Origin of the sequence: Peribacillus sp. R9-11 (genome assembly GCF_031345095.1) — a bacterium.
GTDB lineage: Bacteria > Bacillota > Bacilli > Bacillales > DSM-1321 > Peribacillus > Peribacillus butanolivorans.
Map to the genome: position 1 here is coordinate 2,876,666 of NZ_CP133763.1, position 24,806 is coordinate 2,901,471.

At 37.4% G+C, this 24,806-nt stretch carries 24 protein-coding genes and 2 pseudogenes; 7 read left to right on the forward strand and 19 right to left on the reverse strand.

Translation table 11 applies throughout. The annotated features are described in order from the left end of the window. Positions 1-134: 134 nt before the first annotated feature. From RE409_RS14060 to RE409_RS14070, 3 genes are all read right to left on the reverse strand, one after another. Positions 135-317 carry a twin-arginine translocase TatA/TatE family subunit gene (locus RE409_RS14060; RefSeq protein ID WP_201184724.1) on the reverse strand — a complete coding sequence of 61 codons (183 nt, stop codon included), beginning with the start codon at positions 315-317 and terminating at the stop codon, positions 135-137. Positions 318-537: 220 nt separating this feature from the next. Further along, the gene (locus RE409_RS14065; RefSeq protein ID WP_201249443.1) at positions 538-1,947 is read right to left on the reverse strand and encodes a metallophosphoesterase; all 1,410 of its coding nucleotides are present in this window, start codon (positions 1,945-1,947) and stop codon (positions 538-540) included. A gap of 1,042 nt (positions 1,948-2,989) precedes the next feature. Beyond that, on the reverse strand, positions 2,990-4,249 hold the full coding sequence (locus RE409_RS14070) for an MFS transporter (RefSeq protein ID WP_201184728.1): 1,260 nt from the start codon (positions 4,247-4,249) through the stop codon (positions 2,990-2,992). Positions 4,250-4,875: 626 nt separating this feature from the next. Here RE409_RS14070 and RE409_RS14075 point away from each other — a divergent pair. After that, positions 4,876-6,234 carry an IS1182 family transposase gene (locus RE409_RS14075; protein ID WP_201249442.1) on the forward strand — a complete coding sequence of 453 codons (1,359 nt, stop codon included), beginning with the start codon at positions 4,876-4,878 and terminating at the stop codon, positions 6,232-6,234. 294 nt (positions 6,235-6,528) lie between these two features. Here the strand turns inward: RE409_RS14075 and RE409_RS14080 are convergent, their stop codons facing one another. Next, the gene (locus RE409_RS14080) at positions 6,529-7,410 is read right to left on the reverse strand and encodes a mechanosensitive ion channel family protein (RefSeq protein ID WP_201224477.1); all 882 of its coding nucleotides are present in this window, start codon (positions 7,408-7,410) and stop codon (positions 6,529-6,531) included. 22 nt (positions 7,411-7,432) lie between these two features. Beyond that, the gene (locus tag RE409_RS14085; protein WP_223305511.1) at positions 7,433-7,825 is read right to left on the reverse strand and encodes a sporulation protein; all 393 of its coding nucleotides are present in this window, start codon (positions 7,823-7,825) and stop codon (positions 7,433-7,435) included. Between the two features lie 755 nt (positions 7,826-8,580). Here RE409_RS14085 and RE409_RS14090 point away from each other — a divergent pair. Beyond that, positions 8,581-8,913: a YmaF family protein gene (locus RE409_RS14090; protein WP_201224476.1), complete on the forward strand. Its 333-nt coding sequence runs from the start codon at positions 8,581-8,583 to the stop codon at positions 8,911-8,913. 785 nt (positions 8,914-9,698) lie between these two features. On the opposite strand, the gene RE409_RS14095 is transcribed toward RE409_RS14090, so the two are convergent. The 3 genes from RE409_RS14095 to RE409_RS14105 form a co-directional block, all read right to left on the reverse strand. Beyond that, entirely contained in the window at positions 9,699-9,848 is a 150-nt protein-coding gene (locus RE409_RS14095) for a hypothetical protein (protein ID WP_201249440.1), read from the reverse strand. Positions 9,849-10,181: 333 nt separating this feature from the next. After that, positions 10,182-10,526: a hypothetical protein gene (locus RE409_RS14100; protein ID WP_309557698.1), complete on the reverse strand. Its 345-nt coding sequence runs from the start codon at positions 10,524-10,526 to the stop codon at positions 10,182-10,184. Between the two features lie 37 nt (positions 10,527-10,563). Continuing rightward, positions 10,564-10,719, reverse strand: coding sequence for a hypothetical protein (locus tag RE409_RS14105; protein ID WP_201184737.1), 156 nt, complete (start codon positions 10,717-10,719; stop codon positions 10,564-10,566). A gap of 146 nt (positions 10,720-10,865) precedes the next feature. On the opposite strand from RE409_RS14105, the gene RE409_RS14110 reads away from it, so the two are divergent. After that, on the forward strand, positions 10,866-12,257 hold the full coding sequence (locus RE409_RS14110) for a DUF4910 domain-containing protein (RefSeq protein ID WP_201184739.1): 1,392 nt from the start codon (positions 10,866-10,868) through the stop codon (positions 12,255-12,257). Positions 12,258-12,407: 150 nt separating this feature from the next. Here RE409_RS14110 and RE409_RS14115 read toward each other — a convergent pair. From RE409_RS14115 to RE409_RS14130, 4 genes and pseudogenes are all read right to left on the reverse strand, one after another. Then, positions 12,408-12,582, reverse strand: a pseudogene (locus RE409_RS14115) (ferritin family protein); the annotation flags it as partial. 143 nt (positions 12,583-12,725) lie between these two features. Next, positions 12,726-14,318, reverse strand: a complete 1,593-nt coding sequence (locus RE409_RS14120; protein WP_201224473.1) for a phosphodiester glycosidase family protein — start codon at positions 14,316-14,318, stop codon at positions 12,726-12,728. A 382-nt stretch (positions 14,319-14,700) separates the two neighbouring features. Continuing rightward, positions 14,701-14,844 (reverse strand): hypothetical protein, encoded by a 144-nt coding sequence (locus RE409_RS14125; RefSeq protein ID WP_201184743.1) that lies wholly within the window; start codon positions 14,842-14,844, stop codon positions 14,701-14,703. A 55-nt stretch (positions 14,845-14,899) separates the two neighbouring features. Further along, entirely contained in the window at positions 14,900-15,124 is a 225-nt protein-coding gene (locus RE409_RS14130) for a hypothetical protein (RefSeq protein WP_201184745.1), read from the reverse strand. 177 nt (positions 15,125-15,301) lie between these two features. Between RE409_RS14130 and RE409_RS14135 the strand changes: the two genes are divergently transcribed. Beyond that, complete coding sequence (locus RE409_RS14135; RefSeq protein ID WP_242485253.1) at positions 15,302-15,448, forward strand: hypothetical protein; 147 nt, start codon at positions 15,302-15,304, stop codon at positions 15,446-15,448. 508 nt (positions 15,449-15,956) lie between these two features. Then, a pseudogene (locus RE409_RS14140) lies at positions 15,957-16,226 on the forward strand (transposase); the annotation flags it as partial. Positions 16,227-16,381: 155 nt separating this feature from the next. On the opposite strand, the gene RE409_RS14145 reads toward RE409_RS14140, so the two are convergent. The 3 genes from RE409_RS14145 to RE409_RS14155 form a co-directional block, all read right to left on the reverse strand. Then, positions 16,382-16,507 carry a hypothetical protein gene (locus RE409_RS14145; protein ID WP_274606967.1) on the reverse strand — a complete coding sequence of 42 codons (126 nt, stop codon included), beginning with the start codon at positions 16,505-16,507 and terminating at the stop codon, positions 16,382-16,384. 164 nt (positions 16,508-16,671) lie between these two features. Continuing rightward, a complete protein-coding gene (locus RE409_RS14150; RefSeq protein ID WP_309557700.1) occupies positions 16,672-17,337 on the reverse strand; it encodes a LysR substrate-binding domain-containing protein in 666 nt (221 codons plus the stop codon). Between the two features lie 18 nt (positions 17,338-17,355). After that, positions 17,356-17,550, reverse strand: coding sequence for a LysR family transcriptional regulator (locus RE409_RS14155; RefSeq protein WP_309557701.1), 195 nt, complete (start codon positions 17,548-17,550; stop codon positions 17,356-17,358). A gap of 258 nt (positions 17,551-17,808) precedes the next feature. On the opposite strand from RE409_RS14155, the gene RE409_RS14160 reads away from it, so the two are divergent. Both RE409_RS14160 and RE409_RS14165 read left to right on the forward strand, forming a co-directional pair. Beyond that, a complete protein-coding gene (locus RE409_RS14160; RefSeq protein ID WP_242485252.1) occupies positions 17,809-18,438 on the forward strand; it encodes a chromate transporter in 630 nt (209 codons plus the stop codon). Positions 18,439-18,522: 84 nt separating this feature from the next. Further along, a complete protein-coding gene (locus RE409_RS14165) occupies positions 18,523-19,068 on the forward strand; it encodes a chromate transporter (protein ID WP_207196092.1) in 546 nt (181 codons plus the stop codon). A 1,228-nt stretch (positions 19,069-20,296) separates the two neighbouring features. Here the strand turns inward: RE409_RS14165 and RE409_RS14170 are convergent. From RE409_RS14170 to RE409_RS14185, 4 genes are all read right to left on the reverse strand, one after another. Next, entirely contained in the window at positions 20,297-20,410 is a 114-nt protein-coding gene (locus RE409_RS14170) for a DUF202 domain-containing protein (protein ID WP_242485250.1), read from the reverse strand. Between the two features lie 115 nt (positions 20,411-20,525). Then, entirely contained in the window at positions 20,526-21,710 is a 1,185-nt protein-coding gene (locus RE409_RS14175) for a serine hydrolase domain-containing protein (protein WP_201224463.1), read from the reverse strand. A gap of 22 nt (positions 21,711-21,732) precedes the next feature. Then, entirely contained in the window at positions 21,733-22,968 is a 1,236-nt protein-coding gene (locus RE409_RS14180; RefSeq protein WP_201184751.1) for an MFS transporter, read from the reverse strand. Between the two features lie 186 nt (positions 22,969-23,154). Beyond that, positions 23,155-24,732, reverse strand: coding sequence for a class I adenylate-forming enzyme family protein (locus RE409_RS14185; protein WP_201224462.1), 1,578 nt, complete (start codon positions 24,730-24,732; stop codon positions 23,155-23,157). Between the last annotated feature and the right edge of the window lie 74 nt (positions 24,733-24,806).

Here is a 24,806-nt window from a genome sequence, read left to right on the forward strand (position 1 = left end):
TACACCAGACTTAATTTTCAACATCGCCTTTCTTTATCAAAACATTTGGGATATGGGAGTACTCATTCTTCAGATGGAATACTTGTAAAAACAAGAGGAAGATGCAAGCTTGTTGCTTACATCTTCCTAAAAAATTATTTGGATTGTGTCTTTTCTTCTTTCTCATCTGGAGAAATCAAATCTTTTGTAGAGTTTTTAAATTCTCTTAATGTGCTGCCAAAAGCACGTCCAATTTCGGGCAACTTAGATGGTCCAAATATGATGAGGGCAATGACTAAAATCAATATCAATCCAGGCATCCCAATATTTTGAAACATTGTGTATCCTCCTTAAAATTTAATTCCTTTTTTCTTCGGTCTAAAACGTAACAAACTCTCAGTTTCTATATTGGCTGTCTCTCTTAAAATAGTAAACCAGAAGTTACGGCTGCAAGGGCTGCAGCACCTGTTCCCATATATGTAAAAATGGTACGCCGATTTCACGGTTTGTTTTCCATCAGGTTGTCCTCTTGTATTTCTCCTGAAAGCTAAAGTTATATTAGAGAGTAGCTAATGCTTTTGTTTTTCCCTCTATTTTCAAGAATGTTTTACTCATATTACCAAATGAATCTATCGCATATACTTCGATATCATAACTTATACCTGGCTGCAATCCCTTTACTGGCAGAACGAATGGGTTGGGTATAGGATCTTTGTAGAATTCTGAGAAAGCCCGAAACTCTTTCGCTATTTGTCCTGTTTGTTTGTTCTTCGCCACTACTTTATAAGAATGTACCAGTAAATTATCATTTGCCTGAGTAAACATGACATTCATCTCAGTACTAGTTGTGTCAAGAACCGTAATGCTTGCTCCTTTAGGGAAATGAGGTTTTACTTGCTCTCTCATTTCTGTATATTTAAATGTATTTTTTTTAGCGGGATAGTCAATTACCCATGGCTCGCCTATCCAATTATTTTGATTAAAGTCACGACGATGAATGTTCACTTTGTTTCCATGAACCTCTACAATTAGACCCTGACTAAAGGTTTCGGATCCTTTAGGTAATTCTCCTTGAAGATACCCAGCCTCTACCCACATATTTTTTAGAGAAGCTGTTGCAACAGAGGTAAAATCCTTTTGATGGATTGCTCTTGGTTCATCCAATGGATAATGTGTGTGACCGGAAAACGTAATTACTTGCGGATATTCTTTTAGAGTGTTATACAGTAACTCTCTGTTAACTTCGAATCCCCATTCACTCCCGTATACTGTATTTTTGATAGGCTGATGCAGAAACACAAATATCGGTTTCTTAGGATCATCTTGTTTCGCCTGCTGCAGTTGCTCCCCTAACCACGCAATTTGTTGTTCTGAAAAGTATCCTTCTGTCTTTCCATTTTCAGTGCCAAGAACTATGAAATGAAACCCTTTGATTACCTTATGGTAGAAAATAGACTCCATCCCCATTTTCTTTAAAAACAGTTTTTGGGCATCTGTTACAGATAAACCATTCCAATAGTCATGATTTCCTATCGCAAACAAAGAAGCGGCCTGCGTTTGTTTTTTTGCATTATAAAGAGCCACAAAGCGATCATACTCTTCCGTAAATCCATTTTCTGTTAAATCCCCAACAACAACAAGAGCATCTTGTTTTGGCACCAACTCATTCAATTGATGCAATGCGCTACCCAACTTTTGCAGATCGGTTGTACCACTCTTCAACATATGCACATCACTAATAACAGGAAACACCAAATCAGGATTTTTGTGTAAACCGAACTTTGATGCTTTTTCGACATGCGATGCTGCTTCGGCCTCAAGTCCATTTAGTGAGTTTACTAGCGATAATCCAAGCGTAAGCCCGGCAATCTTCGTTGTACCTCCCAAAAAACTACGTCGATCCATTCCCTTTTCTAAGATAGTATTTGACAATTTTTCAGTTTCGTTTTTTAGTTGCTCATCTTTCATTGCTACTCCTCTTTTCACAATATGATTTTATTGATTTCAATTAAGACCAATCTAATGAAATTTCTAAAAATTTATGTAAGTAAAGCAAATTTCAAGGTACTTTTAGTTTATTTTATATATAATAAATCATTGAAATTTTGGTAATAAGAATGTATTCATATCATGGAACCCGCCACTCAATCCCCCCTCTTATATTCATTTTTTCAGTAGAAAAATTCACTCCTAAAGTTAGTAACGCAAATTGTGTATCACTTACTTTGACAAACTCTAAAAAGAAGGAATAAAATTTTCTAATTTGAATTCTGTATCTTCCTATATGAAAGATCTAGAGGAACTAAGACTTGTTTGTCGGTACAGTATTTATTGTCTATGCAGGTAATAATAACGGAAAAATTGTTAATGCTTGTAATGATTTGTTTCCGACCATCATTTGCTCTCAACAAAGCCCACAATAAAACAACTTTTCCACAAACGGCCTACTTCCAACTCAATATTACTTATTAATTATTAAGCTAACGTTAATGTGAAGTGTATTTTTTTTGATTTTGTTGTTAATTCAAACAAATAATTCCATGTTCATTTTTTAAACTAATAAAAAGAGGAAAAGCCAACATTCACTTTTCCTCAACGTAACATGGTATGATTTCTATTTATTCACAATCTCAATTTCTTCTTTTCGTACCTCTGCAATACTTTTTCCGACAGCTTAGAATCTGAAATAATACGGTTAATCCTATCAAACTGGCAAACCTTAAATAAGGATGCAACATCAAATTTACCCGGCAATAGTTATACTTCTCTTTATTAATGGTTTTTAGCATCTGTTACCTTCAGAAACCAATAGTATATTATTCTTAACGATTTATTCATGAATAACATAGTGAATGAAGTACAAAGTTTAAGTAACCAGATTCAATCTTTAAGTAATACCCACTCCTTTAATAAGTTGATATCTTCTAGATTCATGTTATTCAAAAAAGCAGAGAGCCTGCTCTCTGCTTTCAACTTACATGTAAATTTTCACCACTTCACTGACTTTTCCTTATTCCTGCGACTGAGTTTCCAATGATTTCGTTTCTATCTTTTGATTGTACAATGGCAAAATGAAAAACATCCCAATAATAAAAAAGAATGCCGCTGTTTCAAATATAGCGACGAGTGAAAATTGTTCTTTCAACACTCCTGCCGCACTCATAGTCAAAACCATCGAACCAGTGAATAATGGGCTTAAGATTCCATTTACTCTTCCGATGAACTCGCCTTCGGTCCTCTGCAATATCAATGTATTAATTCCAATTTGAATACAAGGCAACATTAGCCCGTTAAAGAACTCTGCGGAAAGTGTAATCCAAAGGTTGGTCGACAACCCCATTACCGCTAATCCAATGGCATTCACAAGCATTCCAAAGGCCAATAACCTCTGCGGTGCCACTTTTTTAGCAAAAATCATCACTCCAGCACCGCCTAAAATCATACCAATACCATTCACCATAAATAACCATTGTAGATTTTCCTTCGGCAGACCTAATTGTTCGGTAACTAGGAAAATCGAGAGCGGCTGAATGAATCCAAGTCCGAGCCCGGCTGCCAGAAAACATAATCCTAATAGACTTAGCTCTTTTTTTCGCAACACGTAGCTCACTCCGCTTTTCATTTCCTGCCATAATGTCGTTTTTACGGTTCCTTCATCCAGTTTGCGATCTTTTGGAAGGAAAGCGAGTGCACCCGCTGATAGTAAAAACGCTAGGCCAGTAATCGCAATCGAGATGTTGATTCCGAATGATTGGAAGGCAAATGTGCCCAGGATCGGGCCTAAAACCATAAATACGGCGAATACGGTCTGATATACAGACATCCCTGTTTGAATTTGACTCTCTGGCAAATGCATCTTAAATAGCTTCATGCCCGATGGCTGAGAGAATTGAGAAAGTATTGCTGAAATTAATGTTGCAAAAAATACCACTTTCCAACTTCCGAAGATAAGGGCGATAAGCACAGCAAATACCGATACTGCACTTAAAATATCACACCAAACCATCGTTTTTTTCGGGCTCCATCGGTCTGCAAACGTCCCACCAATAAATGAAAAAATAAAAATAGGTGCGAATTCAGCCACTGAAATCATTGAAATGGCAAAGGCATCACCGTTTGTTTGTTCCATAACGAATAGCAAAACTGCAAAATTCCGTACCCATATCCCTATTTGTAGAAATAATCCTGAAAAGATAATGGCCCGAAATACACGATTTGTAAATAAGTTAGGTTCCTTATTACTTAATGTTACAGATGCGTTTTTCCCCAATATAAAAACCTCCTGTCAAATATCTGGACAGGAGGCAGTACAATACAAATTAAAAAGGCAAAATATCCCTGATGATGGAAGGAACACAATGATCTTTGTTTGTATTTTAATGTACAGACTAATCCTATCCAGAAAAAAGTTCGTATTTAACACGCATTTTTTCTTAAAGAATAGGATTATATATCATTGTTTAAAGGTCACCCTTCCATTTAATGTTAATTATATAATAATCGAATCATTCTGATTAATCAAGTGCAAATTTCAAAAAATAATACTATTATAGAATAATTACCAAGTATTAAGTCATGAAAATAAAAAAACAGACTTTCTTTAAGAAAGCCCCAGACTGTAGACAAACTCGATGAAAATCGAGTTTGTCTACAGTTTTTTTGAGGGGTTGTAAAAATTCGACGTTGATTTCCACCCCAGGCACTCGCTTTCCGCGGGCGGTCAGGGAGCCTCCTCGGCGCCTTTGCGCCTGTGGGGTCTCCCTTGGACACGCATTTCCCGCAGGAGTCTCGCACCTTCCGTTCCAATCAACTTTGTTTTAACAATTAGATATAACCACTTTTGCCTACAGTCCTTTTTGTTTTAATATAGAAGTATTAAAACTTGAGGTGATGACGATGCTTTCGAAACATAATTCTATTCAGCGAGATCAACTTGAAATGATTACTTTGGATCAACTGGTGCCAGCGAACCATTTGGTTCGTAAAATTGAGGGGGCCATTGACTTCACTTTCATTTATGACTTGGTGAAAGAGATGTATTCAGAGATAGGCCGCCCAAGTATTGATCCAGTTATTTTAGTTAAATTGACATTCATTCAATATACCTTCGGTATTCGTTCGATGCGTAAAACGATTGAAGAAGTTGAAACGAATATGGCTTACCGTTGGTTTTTAGGTTACGGTTTCCATGATAAAGTACCTCACTTCTCAACGTTCGGGAAAAATTATGAGCGTCGCTTTAAAGATACAGACCTGTTTGAACAGATTTTTTATCGTATCCTAATGACAGCCTCAGAAAGAAAGTTAATTAGTGCAGAGCACGTATTCGTTGATTCAACACATGTGAAAGCCAGTGCGAATAAGCGGAAATTCGAAAAGAAAATCGTTCGTAAGGAAACACGAGCATATCAAGGACGCCTTCAAGAAGAAATAAATCAAGATCGTGAAAACAATGGAAAGAAGCCTTTTCCACCGGATAAATTTGATAAAGAAGAAACCAAAGAAATTAAAGAAAGTACAACTGATCCTGAGAGTGGCTACTATGTAAAAGATGAACGAACAAAACAGTTTGCCTATTCATTTCATGCGGCTGCGGACCGCAACGGTTTTGTGCTGGGGACGATTGTAACACCGGGAAATACGCATGATAGTCATATCTTAGAGCCTCTTGTTGAACAAGTGATTGAGAAAGTTGGAAAACCTGAAGTTGTTGCCGCAGATGCAGCTTACAAAACACCAGCCATTACAAGCTACCTTTTTGGGAAAGAAATCACACCAGCTTTACCCTATACACGTCCACGAACAAAAGAAGGGTTCTTTCGCAAGCATGACTATGTTTACGATGAACATTTTGATTGTTATCTCTGCCCATCGGGCGAGATTTTAAAGTACTCAACAACAAATAAAGAGGGCTATCGCGAGTACAAATCACCCAAACACACTTGTGCGACATGCTCATTTTTATCACAGTGTACAGTAAGCAAAGACCATCAAAAAGTGGTGACACGCCATATCTGGCAAAATTATATGGAAGAAGCAGATCATCTGCGTCATCACAAGGATGTAAAACCTATATATGCGAAACGTAAAGAAACAATAGAGCGTGTATTCGCAGATGCAAAAGAAAAGCATGGTATGCGTTGGACTACTTTAAGGGGACTTAAAAAATTGTCGATGCAGGCGATGCTTACTTTCGCTGCCATGAATTTAAAGAAGATAGCCAATTGGACATGGCAAGGTCCAAGAATGGCTTAATAAAGTGGGCTCGTAGAGGCCCAATCTCTTAATCTTGAGCAAAATTCAAAGGGAATTTCAAAAGGGGTCCGGAATTAAAACATTCCGAACCCCTTTTGTCTACAAACTGAGACTTTCTTTAAGAAAGCCCGTTTATATTCTTCAACCTCATGAATAGTTGCTAAGTCTATTTTTCTGCCTCAACAGTCCTAGTTAATAATGACTTCCCCACAATCCGTCATTTCATAAGAATCCAATATTATTTATAACACTTCCGAAATAGCCCCAACAAAAATCCAAAAAGATGCTTCTTTTTTAGCTCTCCATCAAACTTCCATGATTCGGATTTGTCTGAACAAGTAAATTGGAAGATGGCATTTGAATTTGATGCTCATGTAAAGCAGACATCATCTCAAACCTCACATTTCTTGATGTTTCAAAATAATCTTCAGGTTTTACTAGTCCAACTATGCATAGCTCATATCCAACATATTTAAGATTCGGATTTAAATCCGTAATGCCAAGATATCTAAAATCTTCTTCAGGTGTACCGTCCTCGAGCCTTAGAAGGCTTTCAGCAAACTTCTCATTACAAGTGAGGCATAATTCTTCCAACATCCGCTTCACCCTATCTGGTTTTTCTTGGTAACTCACCGTGATGCGTTCAATGATTCGCATTCTCCCTTTATTAAAATTTTGAATCGTCTTGATTTCACTGTGTGGGATAGTAAGCAGTTTTCCTGACCATTCCCGAATCTGCATGAACCGGATGCCAATTTCCTCAACCGTCCCGGAACTTGTCCCATTAAATGTAACAAAGTTCCCCACTCGAAATTCATTATCTGAAAACCTAACAAATCCCAATAAGATATCCTTAAGCATTTGTTGAGCGGCAAATCCGATAACGACCCCTACAATCCCAGCTCCAGCCAGTATTCCCTTTATGTCAATAAACTGTCCAATCAGATAAATGAGGAAAAGCGCCGAAATACCGTACCTTAGAGCAGAACGAGTAACACCCTGTATCGTTCTTTCGACTTCTTCCTCAAAAAAATTAGACCTTCTAAAGAACCATTCAACCATTTTGTTCAATATATAATAACCGGCCAATAACAGTAGAGCTATTATAAAAAGCCTCAATAATAAGAATTCTTTCAAATAATCCAAAACCCGCTCTGTAAAATTCAAAATATCCATGTTCCCACCTCCGTTTCCACTCTTATTCAGAATCGATTAAAATCCAATCATCATCCTTGCCTATTATCCCTTTATCAAGAATAAGTCTCGTTTTTAGGCGATAGGAAACCCCTCGCTTATATGGTTCCTTTAATGTAGGCAGACGAAAGTTAAAAGGAATTTCATTACTTTCCCCTGAATCAATCTCACTTGAAGATAAAATGGTGCTCGTTTTAAGGATATCTTCCATTCCCGTAGAATGAGTATCCATAATTAAATCACATTCAATCCTCCTTATTCTTTGCTCCTGGGTACCACCCTTAATCAAGAAATACCCATTTATTAATTCACCAGATTTATACGTATTTTTGGGAAGGATTAAATCTATCTGTGCAGACCCTATCCCTAAAAGTAACAAAGATTTTCTCAGTATCAAAGAATACACTCCATTTATATTTATTTGTTTTTCATTTATCATTCCACAAGCTTAGCTTAAACAATTCTTGAAGGGCTACATTATCCGGACTACAAAAAAACCTTTACCATTTCGGTAAAGGTTTACTAATAGAAAATAGACCTTTACCACTAGGTAAGGTCTGGCTAACAACAAAATGTTGCCAACAAAGCCGAGAGCGAAGAACTCCGTATTGACGACATTGTTGTAAAAGCTACTCCCCTTAGGAGAATATATTCAAGTATATTATTTATCATACGGTAAGATTAGAAAGTTTGTCAAACCTTTTTAGTTTTATGGAATTCCGGGAATAACCCCCGGAAATCACTTAGCTTACCAATGTTTACTAAAATAGGAGTATTCTTTTTAGATAAGCATGGTGTGATTAGTGGTACGTTTTCAGCGTCAAAGAAAGGTAAAAGAAATTAAAAGCAGAAAGTCATCGGGAGCTAATGGAAAGTAGGTATTCTTTATCAAATCTTATGGTTTTAAACATATTTCCCTTGAATTTAGGGGCATGTCAAGTACCAATCGGAAATACAATAAAACAAGGCAGCAGTATAAGATTTTAATCCAAACAGGCCAAATTTGTAGCATCTTGTCAACCATGTATTACTTGAACCAATGCGTTTACATGATTTAGGTATTGGAAGATGGATTTAATGAAAAAAATGGGTGAACGGTTATAAAAATAGCGACCAATATTCTTTGGAAAAGTGATAGTTAGAAGTGTTAGGATGGTTGGAAAGGATGATTTTGTTCAGGGATTTGTGCCAAACCATAATCATGGGTCCGTTGACTATACATCTGTTAGTGATGGCCATGTTCATCTGTGTTTAGATGTAACTTCACCTCCAGTTATGATTAAGGATGATAACCATGTGCATTACACTGAGGGTTATGTTGTCTTTGAAGATGGTCATACTCATTATTACCAGGCATATTCGGGTCCTGCTATTCCTGTAGGAAATGGAATGCATGTTCATAATTATGATTTTTATACGACTGAAGCAAACGGACATCGCCATCAGGTAAAGGGTGTTGACCAGCCAGCGCCTGGAAATAAGTAAAGTCATTCAAGCTGTCCCAATAATTATACTTTTTTATGAAGATTACCTGTATAATAACGTGCAAAAGCAGTTAGAATATGCGAGTCTTACTGCTTTTATTTTTATTTATTTATATGTTTTATTTCCTACGACTACCTATTAAGTCTATTCCGAATATTGTTAAATAACCAAGAATTCACGTGAAGTCTTTCATATCATTTATTGTATTCTAAAATAGAGGAAGAATAATGTTGGACGCATAATTACAATAACCAGGTCTTTCAAATCATCCAAGAAGGCCAATAATTCCTACATCAATAGATGTGAATACTCATATGGATATCTTTATAATTTGGCATACATATGGGTATTGAGGAAGTTAGTTAATATAAAAATTAACGATTGTAACTTGATGAACCTGACTAAAAGAAAACTTTAGGGTAGCGTTTTTTCTTATAAAATATTGGTTGTAGTCTAACTCATACATAAATAACACACCCATAGGTTTAGGAAGCCAAAGTCAAACTGAAACACAATTTACAATCTTTTTAAATGCTATTCAAACGGATAGTCGGGGATCAAGCTCTATTGAATAAATTTGAGAGCTGCATAAATAGCCCTTAAATGTTTATTTCCAAGGCTTTTCCCATTACTCCATATATATAAACTAGTTACAGATATGATTTACTCAAGGTATATCAAAAAAGAGAACTGATATTGATATATCAGTTCCCTAGTAAATATTCTTCTACATTTGTGAGGGATATGAGAGGAAATTTATACTGGAAACCAAAAAAGATCAGGCCCTATTGAACCTTCCCCTTATACTTGCTTCCATCATTATGCTCTTGGTTATTCTTTTCTGACATTTGTCTTTGATATGCTTTCGTCTCCGCATTCACATGGTTTGCATCATTTGGTTCGTTCTTTTTAGAACGTCCTGCACCATTACTCATATTTATTCACCTCCTGCAACAGCTTATCATACGTTTGTAGCTTACTCTTGTCCCCCAATTTTATACGCACGTCTGAATAGTACGAGTAACTGTTTTTTAAGGATACTGAACATGAAATTTCTAAAGAATCTATAGAAACGATGCAAATTCCCTCATTTGCACTTTAAATAGAGAAACAATCATAAAAAAACTTGCTTCTAAAGAAGAGCTGAGCATTTACCTCGACTCTATTCTAAAATAATGTTACCGCTATCTATTTTGAAACATTTATTAAGTAATGTGATTTCAGTAGATTAGAAGTAAGTTCCACTACATCCGCCTTTGATTTAATTTTTACCTTTTTGGTAATAAAGTATTTCGCATCAAATGTTTTATCACTGACAAAGTCCCTAATATCTCCTGCTTGTCCGCAATAAAGTAGCGTGCATCAAACATTTTATCACTAACAAAATCCTTCGTATCTATCGCTTTGTCGACAATAAAGTTTTTGGTGTCACTCGCTTTATCCGTAACATAATATGCTGCATCCTCTACTAAGTCCTTCACATCACTTGCCTTATCAGCAATAATATATTTTGTATCGAGTACCTTATCCTTGACAAAGTCTTTCGCATCTTCCGCCTTGTCAACAACAAAATATTTTACATCATCTAATTTATAGCTTACTGAATCTTTCATATCGCGAAGTTTATTAAAAAATCCCATCGTCTCTCCCCTAACCGAAATGTAACGTTACAGATTTATCACGCATTATTGTCTTTAATCCGACGCGGTCTTCATAAGGAAGAGCAAGTTGCATTTCTTTAATGGCGCGCATTACAACTGCATTTTTCTCGGCTGTTGTTGCCGCTTTAGTAAGACTAGACGACATGTTGTGGACTATCATATGCTGTCATACTTCTTTATTTTTTGTTATAATATGTATTTTTTTAAAAACATTACAAAAGTCTCATTGATAGCGCTTACATACTAGCCATATACTAAACTAGTATTCTATTTTTGGGGAGGCGAAGGAGTTTGAAAAAAGGAACGAAGATTTTAGGAGCTTCTTTATTGGCAGGGAGTTTACTGTTTTCATCACATTCTGTTATGGCAATCCAGGGTGAAAACCCGTCCGAGCATGCATTTGACAATAAAGTGATCAAACGAATCGATGTTGAAAAAATCTACCAGAATCTTTCACATTTAGCTGTAAATATTGGACCACGGGTAGCCGGAACACAAAGTGAACAAACGACTGTAGATTACATAACTGGTAAATTTAAGGAGTATGGACTTAACGAAGTAGAGGTCCAGCCTTTTCATTTTATTAAGGACTATAAACACCCAAGCTCTGTTTCCTTAAAAGTAAATGGGTGTAATTATGAAACGGCCGCCTTCCGCTTTTCCAATAACACACCTTCCGGCGGAGTGTCAGCAGAGCTTGTGTACGCAGGTTTAGGAACGACGGCAGAGGTAGCTCATGCTTCGGTAGAAGGAAAAATCGCCTTAATTAAAAGAGGCACGATCCCATTTACAGAAAAAATGGATAATGCAAAAAAAGCCGGAGCGATCGGAGTCGTGTTCATTAATACAGATAATTCCACGCCGCTTTTTAGCTTGCCGGCAAATGAGAGTAATCTACCTGTACTATTTATGAAAAAGAGCGATGGTGATGAGTTAATTTCTTCTCTGCAAGGCAATAACCTGACAGCAAATATGTCTGTTGAAGGAGCAGAGTTTGTAAAAGCCACTTCTCACAATGTGATTGCCACGAAAAAACCGATGAAAAATAAGGATACGAATCAAATTATTATAGTTGGCGCGCATCATGACTCTGTTTCTGTTTCATCAGGAGCCAGTGATAATGCATCAGGTACATCCATTGTGCTGGAACTGGCAAGAGTCCTGGAAAATGCACCTTCTGATACAGAAATCAGGTTTATTACCTTTGGCGCAGAGGAGAACGGATTATTAGGCTCCAAGCATTATGCACAAAGCCTTACGAAAGATGAGATTAACAGAACGGTAGCGATGTTTAATATGGATATGGTGGGCAGCAAAAATGCCGGCGAATTTGCCATGTTTACGTACGATGGAAAACCAAATACAGTCACGACATTAGGAAATTCAGCAGGAACAAGGCTTTATGATGCCATTCCTTATAATCAAATTGGAAGAAGTGACCACCAGCCATTCACAGAAGTGGGTATTCCTGCCGCGGTGTTTACGTATGCTCCATTGGAGCCGGAATACCATACGGCAAAGGATACAATTGAGCTGATCAGTAAGGAAAAATTGTTAAAGACGGCTCAAGTGCTCGGTGCAGCAGTCTATCAAGCAGCCCGTCCGGACACACCGGCACTGGAAAGGTCCAATGTAGCACCTGTACCGGTTGAGGCAGAATATGATGAGGATTTACATTTATAATTCTTTTTTCTAATTTACTAGAACCACAGGATAGAATAGTTTCCTAATAAAAAAGACAAGAGACATCCATATTAAACGATGTCTCTTGTCCTTCTATTTAGCTGCTTTTTTAATTTACTGGACCCTATCGTCAATCTCAAATCGCTTTAGCTATTTCGCATTAACAAGATAATATAAAAACCAAACGGCATGATTTTGTTCATCTGCTGCCGCTCTGCGAAAGGCCTCTTTAATACTTGGGTTCGTTACTTCATCTGCAATTCCCAAATAAAAAATCAACTGTTTCCTGTTCATCTTTTAAAAAGAATTCCAATCCGTCGATATACTATTCTCGACACTCTTCACTGACGACCTGTTAAATCGGAATAAATCTATAGCTGCTTTTATCTAAGCGACAAATCCCTTCAATCAAGTGAAGAATTGTAATATTTAGCGATAACACAAAATGATATAAGGTTTCCTCATCCTTTATTTAGGTAAAATAACAATCGCATCCCCAATCGGACGTTCACCGGCCGCATCGGATGTACGATTCACCAATTTGGAGCCTACTGTCATAGTCGTAGAACCTCCGCCATCCAAGTTTACTGCATCAACCGCCCCGAGAGCTTTCATGAGACGGGCACTCTCTTTAAAATTTGCTCCCACACTATAAAATGGCTGACGTCCATCAACCGTAACCAAGAGAATTTTCCCTTTTTCAGTGACCCCTGCAAGAGTTCGGGGATTTCTACGCTCTCCAAATTTATAGTAGAATTCTGGATTTTCGCTCCAATTGAACCCCTCTTTTACCGCATTAATCTTCTCTTTACCGTCATGCAGCAATTGCGGCCCACCATTGACAATACTAATTTTCGGTGCCGCCTTAAGTGGTTGTTTATCAGCAAGAATCCTGGTATTCACTTTCAGTTTTGCACCTAGCTTCGCATGGGCCAAAAGCCAATTAGCGGCATCGCCTGTACCTGCTAGGATGGAGCCTTTAAGCGGAATGAAGCTGCCTCTGCTTTTGCGTACTTCTGTAACTTCACCCTTTGAATTTAAATTAACTTCCACTCCATCCCCAGGCTCAGTTTTAGCACCAAAGGAGGATGTAAATTGAATAAGTTCCCCAGAATCCGTACAAGTGAAATCATGCTTTGCAAAGTTTAAATTATCACCAATGCCTCCACATCCACGGATCAGGCCAGGTTTACGGTTAAGGCCATCCAATTCTCTCTTTGCAGCATCAGATGCCGTAACTGAAAGTTTAGTTTCTACTGAAGCTATCTGTGCCCTATTTCCAGATAAAACCAGGCTTGTCCTGCCATTTACCGCTTCGCTAATGAGCTCGCCACCAATCATGGACGCACCAGCAAGATCCCCTTCTGTACCATCACTCGGTCCCATTACAAAATATCCACCGTTTACAGTCGCTATCGCACCAGTACGGGCTGAAATGCTAGTTAATTTTTCCTTCCCGGGTACTATCTCAGTTCCCAGTTCAGATAAAACTTTTCCTTTAAACTTCTTTGGATCGATTTCTAAAATATTCACAACCCAAGGGCCCGTAGATTTCCCTCCATCTTCAGCCGAAAAAACAACGCGTGAATTACCATATCCTTTTCCTTTTAATTCATCTCTTAATTTGTTGGCATCTCTCTCCGCTTTAAATGATCCAACACGTACAAGGTATCCAAGCGGACCTTGTTCATGATCGTCGGCAGGCCGTTCTGAAATTTTCTTAACTTTGGACTCGTAACCTTTTGAATCCAGTTGAATTTTCACCTTATTAGCTTCTTCCTTGGTTTTGTAAAATCCCACATCAATGATAAAGACATCTTTTTCCGAACTGGCCCCACGGATGATATGCGTATAGGTTAAGCCCTGCGTAATCTTTGTTTGATCCCGGGTTTCCGCAAGATTAGAATTCCCTAGAGGAAGAGCTTGTTCCTTCACAGACGCGGCTTGTACAACACTTGATGGAAAGTCTAACGTTAAAATCGAACCAGCTGTTAATGCCATTGCTGAAAATAATCCTTTACTGACAAGCCTTTGAAAAATTTTCATTGAATTTTTCTTCATTTTTCGACCCCTCCCCCTAATAGAACACCTTGTGTTCCGTCGGTTTCATTATCCTAATCTAATGTGTAGAACCTGCTACAGACCAATGAACTTATTGTAAAGAAATGGTATGAAATGATTAAATTTTTCAAGGTTTCAGGATGTATTAGTAGTTACCAAATTGATTTAACCGAGTTTTTTTAGGTCGGTACTTTATTTTAGTGAATTTCAATGCATCCCTTGCACAAGGACTACAATGTTTTTTTGTGACTACGTGATACTTTGCAAGCCCATTCCTTCTATAAATACAACAGGTTTTTTGAAACTTTAGAAATTGGAGAAGAATTACTGGGATTAGAATTGAGGAAAAAATTTGCTGATCTATCAGTAAGCTCCTGTTTTATTAAAGATGAGTTTCTAGAAAGTTCTCGAATTTCCGATCATTTCTGCAATTTTCGCAAAGATGAAGCATTCTAGTAGGTACCGATTCATCTTTGTTTACGTTTTCCAATTCTTCTTCTAGACCACAGAGTTCACAGATTCTCATTTTTAACCCTCCTTATCATGAAAAAATAAAAGTATTTGCTTACCAAGATTGAAAATTAATGATTTGATGTCTCGATAGTGAAGCCCGTATCTTTAATAGCTTGAAGAAAATCCTCATAAGAAGCTGCATCTTCAATAAAACTTAATGTTGCCAGCTGTTTTTGCAGACTCAACCCTCCCAAAAAACCAAGGATAAGCATACTGTGAAGGGGCAATGTGACTTTTCGAGTATCTGCCTCTACCGTTAAATGTGCAATCCGTGGCTGACTATGAAATCCCATGATATCCCTCCTTGTTCCTTTTAGATTTACCTTATTTGAAATTAATATTATTCATTATCGAGATTTTACAGTTGAGATAGAAAAAAGGGTGCATATGAACATCTAAATTGGTTACCCTTTTAGGGAATTAGTTAAGTTTCTATATATTCATATACGAACAGGGAAGGAGGCTTACAAATGGAAAAGGATACTTTGTTTCATCGAGTACAAACTATGATTATTTCTTCTACCAAAAAGCCGAAATACATCTCCATTTCCACAGTTAAAATCGCAGATCTTTTTCATGTAAATACAGAGGAGGTTGAAAGAACCCTACAGAATTAGTAAACGAAGGACGGCTACAAAAAAGACCCTACCCGAACCGCCTCATTATGAAATTTATGTACTGCCCAGAATAAGAATTTTTTCCATTCCTTGGTCAACTCGTTCACACAATGTGGTTCTTTAAGAATTAGCCAAGCTAAATTATCTTAATTTTGAAATTTAAGCTAAATAAACCATCTTTTTGAGCCTATAAATAAAAGGCTGATCTAGTAAGATCAGCCCCAGACTGTAGACAAACTCGATAAATAATTGAGTTTGTCTACAGTTTTTTTGAGGATTTGTAAAAATTTGAACGTTGATTTCTACTTCAGGCACTCGCTTTCCACGGGCGGTCCGGGAGCCTCCTCGGCGCCATTTGCGCCTGTAGTGTCTCCCTTGGACTCGCTTTTCCCGCAGGAGTCTCGCACCTTTCTTCCAATCAACTTTGTTTTAACATTTAGATAGAACCCCTTTTTCCAACAGTCTTTTTTGTTTTAAAATAGAAGTATAAAAACTTGAGGTGATAAGGATGCTTTCTAAACTTGTTTCTATTCAGCGAGATCAACTTGAAATGATTACTTTAGATCAACTGGTGTCAGCGAACCATTTCGTTCGTAAAATTGAGGCCGCCATTGACTTCTCTTTCATTTATGACTTGGTGAAAGATATGTATTCAGAGGTAGGGCGCCCAAGAAATGATCCAGTTATTTTAGTTAAACTGACATTCATTCAATGTACCTTTGGTATTCGCTCGATGCGTAAGACCATTAAAGAGATAGAAACAAACATGGCCTATCGTTAGTTCTTAGGATACGGCTTTCATGATAAAGTACCTCACTTCTCTACCTTTTTGAAAAAACTTTAGAGCATACTCATGTAAATTCCTCTAACCAGCTCCAGTTTTTCACCCTTGGTTATGTATTGTATTATTAGAAAACCATATTTTTAGGTACTTTACCTGAATTGACCTGGCACTTCAGTTTCAATGATTTTCACATCGTATATTCCTGCTTCCGGTCTTCTAAGTGACATACGACAGGCAATTTCATCTTCCAGCATATCAATTAAAAATTCATGCATCTTTTTTGTACTAATGGCCCAACATTCGTCTGTTCACGTCGTCTTTCAACCCAGCCAATAATTAAAAAATTGGCATATCCCAAATAGTCTAAATAAAAGGATAGAAAATCTCTTTAAAGTGAATAAGAAGTGAAGTAATGATAAATCAAGGTATGCTTCATTCTCTATTGAAGAAAATTCACAAAATTAGATACCCCTATTTTATTAAAACGCTTGTTTTTTCTGACTAGCCATAGATTTCTTGTTATATCTATTCTGGAAATACCCACTTCCCGCAAAAAACCTTGATCCAATTCCCTGGCCACTGTTAACCTTGGCAGAATACTGATTCCAAGTCCAGATTCAACCGCACTTTTTATCGCTTGTGTACTCCCAATCTCCATGTAGCTTTCTATTTTTTCTAAAACCCCGTGCTCTCTTAACATGTTTTCTACGATAAGTCGTGTCCCTGAAATGGATTCACGCCAGATCATCCTTTCATTTCCCAATTCCTCTACCTGGATTTCTTTTCTGTCTTTCCATGGGTGGTCTGATGGACAAACCAATATCAATTCGTCATCGGCGAACTTCTCCACAATAAAATCGGTATTTTCTACAAGTCCTTCCACCAAGGCTAAATCAATAACATCGTTTGATAAATCCTCTAGAACTCGGGGGGTATTTTTTATCGTTAATGTTACTTTTACTTCAGGCTGTTGTTTTTTAAATTTCCCAAGCAAACTCGGCAACAAATACTCTCCGATAGTCAAGGATGCACCTACTATGAGGTTTGTATTGTAAGCGCCCGTTGATTGCTGAATCACTTCCTTTGAATGGTTGAAGTCATTCACAATGGCTTTTGCAAAAGGTTATAACAACTTTCCTGCTTCTGTCACTCTCAGCCTCCCTTCCTCACGGTCGAATAACAAAGTGCTATAATAATTTTCCAATTGGTGAATCTGTCTTGTTACCGCGGGTTGTGATAAGAAACTTAACCTCGCTGCCTGGCTTATACTTCCTTCATCCACTACTAAACAAAACATTCTTAGATTTTCTAGTTTCAAAAGAAACCAACCTCCATGTCTTTAAATAGTTTAATAAAATGATAGCATCATATAGGTAAATGGTGAAATGGAAAAGCAGCGCTATATTCCCTGAACAGGTGAGCCTATTCAATTATTGGTGAAATTCTATATAAAACGGATAAATCTTCTAGGTATAACGTTTTGTTATACCCAATGATTTAGTTGCAATTTACCCATTCCTTTTTCTTTGATATGTTAATTATAAGATTTATATAAAGTAGCAAAGGGGAGTGACTGATGACAATGACTGGACAATGGAAAACACTGTTCCAATTATTTTGGACCTTTTTTAAAATAGCACCTGTCACATTCGGAGGCGGGTTCGCGATGATCCCTTTAATCGAAAAAGAAGTAGTGGAGAAGAGAAAATGGCTGAAAAGCGAAGAAGTTACAGATGTTTTTGCGTTATCTCAGTCCGTACCGGGAGCTGTCGCTATTAACTCCGCCACCTTTATCGGCCATCGAATTGCCGGAATGAAGGGCGCAATGGCAGCCATGATTGGTGTATCATTTCCTACCTTTATAATTGTTCTACTCCTCGGCATTTTGTATTTTTTCATTCAGGACAATCCAAAGATAGAATCCGCATTTATATCGATTAGAGCTTCCATAGTAGCCATCATCGCCTATGCGGCTATCAAGATAGGAAAAACAGCTATTGTTGACAAATCAACATTCGGTATATTTATAGTAGGGATTCCAGTCCTTTTCTTCATTCACCCGGTTTTAGCTATATTATCAGGAGCAATAGCAGGGATTGTGACTATCTCTGTTAAGAGGAAATTAGGTTACAAAATCAACATGGACCGAAAAGAAAAGAAAGTAGAAGAAAATGATTTCGAATATTTCATGGGTGCAGGCATATAGGTCCATCGAAGTTGGACGATATTTTCCTGAAATGTTATCGGTATAAACTGTTAAACTAATTTTCAAGAAAGCGTGGGATATAGAATGATAGAATTATGGGAGTTGTTTAGCACCTTCTTTATTATCGGCTTTGTATCATTCGGAGGGGGATACGCCATGATTCCCGTAATAGAATCTGAAGTCTCACAGCATGGATGGATGACGACGCAACAATTTACCGATGTAATCGCTATTGCCGGCATGTCCCCAGGTCCTATCACCATCAATAGTGCCATTCTCGTTGGCTATTCGACTGCTGGATTAGCAGGATCCATATCATCCGCTCTCGGAATCTTGCTTCCTGCTATTATACTCGTAATCGTTATAGCCACCTTCTTCAATAAATTGAATCATTATCAAGTTGTTCAATCGATGTTTTATGGATTAAGACCCATTGTCACTAGTTTAATCCTCTTTGCAGCAATCAGTTTTGCCATTTCCAATCATATGATTGCTCTAAACTTTTCGTGGCATTCGATAAGCTTATTACTCGTCTTTGGGTTATCGTTATTCTCCCTGTTGAAATTACGCTGGCATCCAGCCTATGTCATTATTCTTTCTGGTTTAGTTGGTGTTGTCCTCTATTCATAACTACTCATTCTATTTCTATAAGACTTGTACCAAAATCTAACCTTTGTAAATTCGCATTTTCCTGACGCAACTCGGATCCAATCAGGAAAATGCTTTATCTGTACTATAAGAATCAGGTATATTAAAAGTAATCTAAGAAGAAAAATTGAGTACAAAGTTACTTTGAATACTTGATATATTAACTCTGTAAACAATCTATTCAACCTATTAAATGTAGTGATGTCTTGACAATAAGAGGGCAATGAATAACCGTACCATTCTATTCATCGTTCCGATATAGAACAAAAGCTTTTTCTACTTCTTGATCACGTCTTAAAGCGTGTTAGTTTCCTACAAGGCAAAAGGGAGAAATAATAAAATAAAAGCACCCGAACGAGGCTGTTGACAAATAGACCAGATACTTTTTTAAAAATGCTGCCCATTGGTTATTTATTAAATGTTCAGTTTGAATGTGACCTTGAACAGGAAGTGATTTTAAATATTGTTAATCGTTGGTTTCTGGGACTAGATCTATCTGAATCGCATACCTGACCACTCGACTTTTGCAACTGTCTTTTCATAAAACCCCTCTTTCTTTAAAAGATAATATAATAGAAAATAAACTCAGGGTAAATCTGTCCGTTCGCATGACCGCCCATTAGACGACCAAGGTAAAAAGAGGTAAAATATATTCTACCCCCAGATTTATACAAAATTCAGTTTTTATTTTGGTTATTTTTAAACATCGTATTTACAAAGCTTATATTATAAATACCTATCCCCAGAAGATCCCTCAAATAATGGACTTAATAATGTTTTGTCTATAATATCCCTTATATTTAACGAATTGCTTATTTTATTTGAAGTTCTATAATTTATTTAGTGGGGGATTTTTACATATAATTCTTTACCACTTTATTTCTTATCACTTTTATTTATGCAAAATTTAATTTCGTTAAGACACGTTTTTTTAAAAATAACCCATTTTGTTATTAACCTATATAAATAACAAGAAAGATACATAAAAATAATGAAGATTAAGATGGAATACAGGGAAGGTATAAAGAAAATACAACGATTAGAAGGATTAAATATACCATCCTGGATTTCTTTCCTTTTCCTGAATATTGAAGAGTAGCCAGTACTCCTATTATAAAACCAACGATACGGGCAAAGATGCCGAGGAATATCGCTACGTTATTAATATTATGATTCGAGTTAATTTTAATCGTAAAATGCAAAGACCTGGTCAAAACCCTACTCCGACAATAGATACACTAGTCCGTATCCAAGCTAAATACGTTCTTTCATTCGCTAAATGCTGCTGTGCAAATTTTACACTATCGCCTGCCCCTTCTTCCATTTATTTAATGCTTCCATAAAAGGTTACCCTTCCGCTTTCCTTTTCTTGATAGTCTCGTATTCTGTGAAGTAGCTTTTTTAGTGCTTTTAAAACAACAAATACTCCCGGCTTGATGTTATTGCTTTACTAAATAATCTAGTATCGCTTGAAATGCGTCTATTCCCACTGAATTAGGAGAATGATAGGAAGATAATTTAACAATCACTGTATCGGCTTTTGGGGCAATGTGTATTTGCTGATCAAACTTCCCTCGAGCTGAATACCCCCCGTATCGATCATGGCTAATCCACCATTTATTATAATAAGAAAATCCTAAAAGATAATGATGGCTACTTTCCGCAAGATATTTTTGATTCCCACCTTTTTGAATATCCCTAATCATATGTTCCGGAATGATTTGTTGGCCATTGTAGTAACCATTATTTCGCATCATTTCGCCAAATCTTGCCAAATCACGCAATGTAGCCCGCATACCGCCACTGGCTATATCCGTACCGATTTGATCCAAGTGCATCAAGGCGTTTTCTTCTACCCCCAATTTAGACCAGATGAATTCTTGTATTAATTCTGCTAAGTTTTTTCCTGTCAAACGTTTGACAATCCATCCCAATGTTTCTGTTTGTCCGTTCTCATACTTAAATACAGTACCAGGTAGTTTATCTTTTTTACTCGATATCATAAATTCGTATAGGTTTTCCGGCCCATTATAGTTATCTGGTTTTGGCATTGAACCGGATGCAATGAAAATCGGTGTCCCCCGGCCTATCCCCATTGGCGTGTCAGCTTCCATATATTTCACAGGAACTTGCATATCTAGCAATTGCTGAATAGTTCCCTCACCAAGTCCTGTTCCTTCTAACTCTGGAACGTAGAAGGAAGCTTTTTTATTTAAATCCAATACTCCTTCATCAGAAAGCAAACTAACAATCAAGCCGACAAATGATTTTGTCGCGGAGTTCAATGCATGCGGCTGATATGATTTATATCCATTAAAATAGTTCTCGTATAAAACTTCTCCTTTATGCATCACTAAAAAAGCATCTGTGTTCGTTCGCTCAAGATACGATAAAACACTTTCAGCATTGGTAACGTTTATCTTTGCTAAATCTAATGAATCTTTAGCATATGATAATGGGGTGGGACTATGGTTTCCTCTCCAGATAATACGGTTGGAACTTAGTTCCCCGCTATGACAATACCCTTGCAAATTTTTTTGAGTAGTAAACCAATTATCCTTCGTCACGATATCCTCTGAATTTGGCGGAAAAACTTTCATATCATTCTTTGTAATGGACTGCATGACAAATCCCTCCTCCTATTCATTAAAAAGAATGCTCTATAAGCACGTCTTCTTTTGTTTCTTTGACTTTATTTTTAATCGTTATTGATGCAATGGCCCCTGCCAATGCAGCAGTGATTAAAAACCAGGAAGCAGCATTGTATGAACCCTTGAAAAGAGTAAGAACAAATCCAATTACAACAGGAGAAATCCCTCCGGCAATTTGCCCGCCAAAACTGACAAGCCCTGTCACAGATCCAGTTAACTCCTTTGGTGAGTATTTAATGACCATCGTGTAAAGGGATGTTCCGATAAACGCGATGGAAATCGCATTAAAGGTCATATAAACAATCCCAAGGGTAACGGACGTTGCATTAAACATCATATAAAGAAAGACACCAGAAGATATGGATCCTGCTACAGCCAGATATTTTTCTCTTCCGCTCATATATTTATCTAAAATCCAGCCGTTTACATTAAACATAAGAAAAGAAGCAAGATATGGAATGGACATCAAGGCACTTACTGACAACAGATCTAAACCTTTATTTACCAAATAAGATGGCATCCAGGAAATCATACCCCAATTCACGATATTGGAAAAAAACTTAGTAAAGAAGAGCTTCCAAAAATTATTTGTTTTAAATACCTTTTTATAAGAAACCTTCTTTTGATTCTGCTTTTCGTTATTGATTTGTGCATCTGCCGGAGATTTTAGATAGACCCAAAATGCCCATGCGACTAAAACACCTATAATCCCAATACTGACAAACATCGATCTCCATCCAAGGGAAACCACCAAAACCCCTATCGTAACGGAACCTATCGCACCACCGAACGTTTGTGCAGATAGAAAGAATGAACTTGCTCTCCCTCTTTCATTTTCGGGAAAGTTATCGGAAATCGATCGTATACTTGCAGGAAAAACACTGCCTTCCCCGATACCAAACAGGAAACGAAACAAAAGTAGTGATGCAAATGACCAAGCAAAACTCGTAAAAGTAGTAAAAAGCGAAAAAGCTAAGATGGAAAGGACTAACACTTTTCGTGACCCGTACTTATCTGTAAGCCATCCTCCTAATAGGTGCATGAAGGCGTAGCTGAAAAAGAAAATACTTAATACAAAACCTGATTCTAAAGAGTTAAGCTGTAGTTCTTTCTGAATTGGAATGATGGCTACGTTAATCGACGCTTTATCAATGTAACTTAATGTCATTCCGATAAATAGTAAAATGATAATAATGGTTTTACGCTTTTTATTTGTCGCATACGCTTGCATTCCATTCGCCCCCTTTCGCAGTATGAATCAACACTGTTAGCCGTAATCAATACTATACTTAACCAATTTCAAAAACATGAAATGGAAGGGCTTTCATTTTTTTGTAAAATATCTTATTTAAAAAAATATTGATAGAAGTCTTGGCAAGGGACATATTTTGTATGTCCTTTGCCTGTTGATGTCTTACTAATTTACCAGACGTTCTGTCCCTTCCCAGAAAGGTTTTTTCAGCTCTTTCTTGTCTATCTTCCCTACCATTGTTAGAGGTAATGACGTCTCAAAATAGATTTCTTTTGGAAGCATATAGACAGAAGTTCGTTCTTTACAGAACTCCATTAACTCTTCCTTAGAGCAGGTTTCACCCTCACGAAGCACCGCAAATATACAGACCGCTTCTCCCCAATCATTATGTGGTATGCCAATGCATGCGCTCATCGCAACTGCAGGGTGCTGATTGATAAGCCTCTCCACTTCAGCGGGATATACATTGAAACCGCCAGAAATGATCATATCCTTTTTCCGTTCGATAATATGAAGAAAACCATGCTTATCCAGTTTCCCGATATCTCCCGTATAAAACCAACCATCACGATATGCCGCTTCGGTAAGATCGGGTCTTTTGTAATAACCGACAGAGACAGAAGGGGTTTTGACAGCAATTTCCCCTGGATGAAGTGGTTCTACATCATATCCATTATCGTCAATCAAGCGAATTTGGGTTAGCATACACGGTTTTCCGCAGCTCTTTAACACGTCTGGTTTGTGCTCGTACGCCCAGAGATGATCACTTTTTGTGAGTCTGGCAATTAAAATACTGCATTCTGTCATTCCATACTGCTGCCTTAGAATAGGTCCAAAAATCGTAAATGCTTCTTTTAGACGTTCTGTAGAGATGGGGGATGAACCATAATTCATGTTACGCAATGAGCTCACGTTGTAAGTTTTTTTCTTTGCCTCATCAATCAAGCGGTAAATAATGGTTGGAACAACAAAAGTACTTGTAATCTGCGCTTCTTGTACGGTCTGCAAAAACACTTCTGGATGAAACGCCTTCATGATATAGACATGGCAGCCGGATACTAATGACCGCTGCAGCAGTACACCTGCAGCATGAATAAGCGGCGTACAAAGCAGTACCTTGTCCTGATCATCGTACGGATATTCCATGCATGAAGCCATGAGTGAGGCTCCAAAGCCTTGTTGAGAATGCATCACCCCTTTTGGTGTGCCTGTTGTACCACCGGTGTACGATATGGTTGCTAAATCATCCAATGAGGCAACAGGGAATGTCAAGCTGCCTTTTTTATCATCCATATCAACAGAATAGAATTCTTCTGGGTATTCAACACCAAAGCCTGTAAGACCAATAACCGTTACACTGTTTTTATCTGCCTCTTTTTGATAGTCAAGTACAGACTCTACATGTTTCTGGGTTGCCATAATAACCATTTGGGGCTCGGCATCTCTCAAGATAAACTCGATTTCTCTAACGCCCAGCTTATCATTTAACGGGATGACTGTTGCCCCGCATCTACTTACAGCAAGATTATATACAACATTTTCAATACTATTTGGGATCAGTATCGCAACATGGGTTCCGATTTGTACGCCATGCCGAATTAACTGGTTCGCTGCCGTCTCCACCTTATCCAGTAATTCCCTGTAAGTGATGGTTTCATTTGTATCTACACAAGTAAGTGCCGGTTGGTAATCAAATTTGTTCATACTATTGAACAGAAAAGCCTGATAGGTTAAAGTATCCATGAAAAATTCCTCTCCCTAGTAAAATACGAAAGTTAGTGTAAAATATGGTTCTTTTCAATTTGAAACTCCGAATT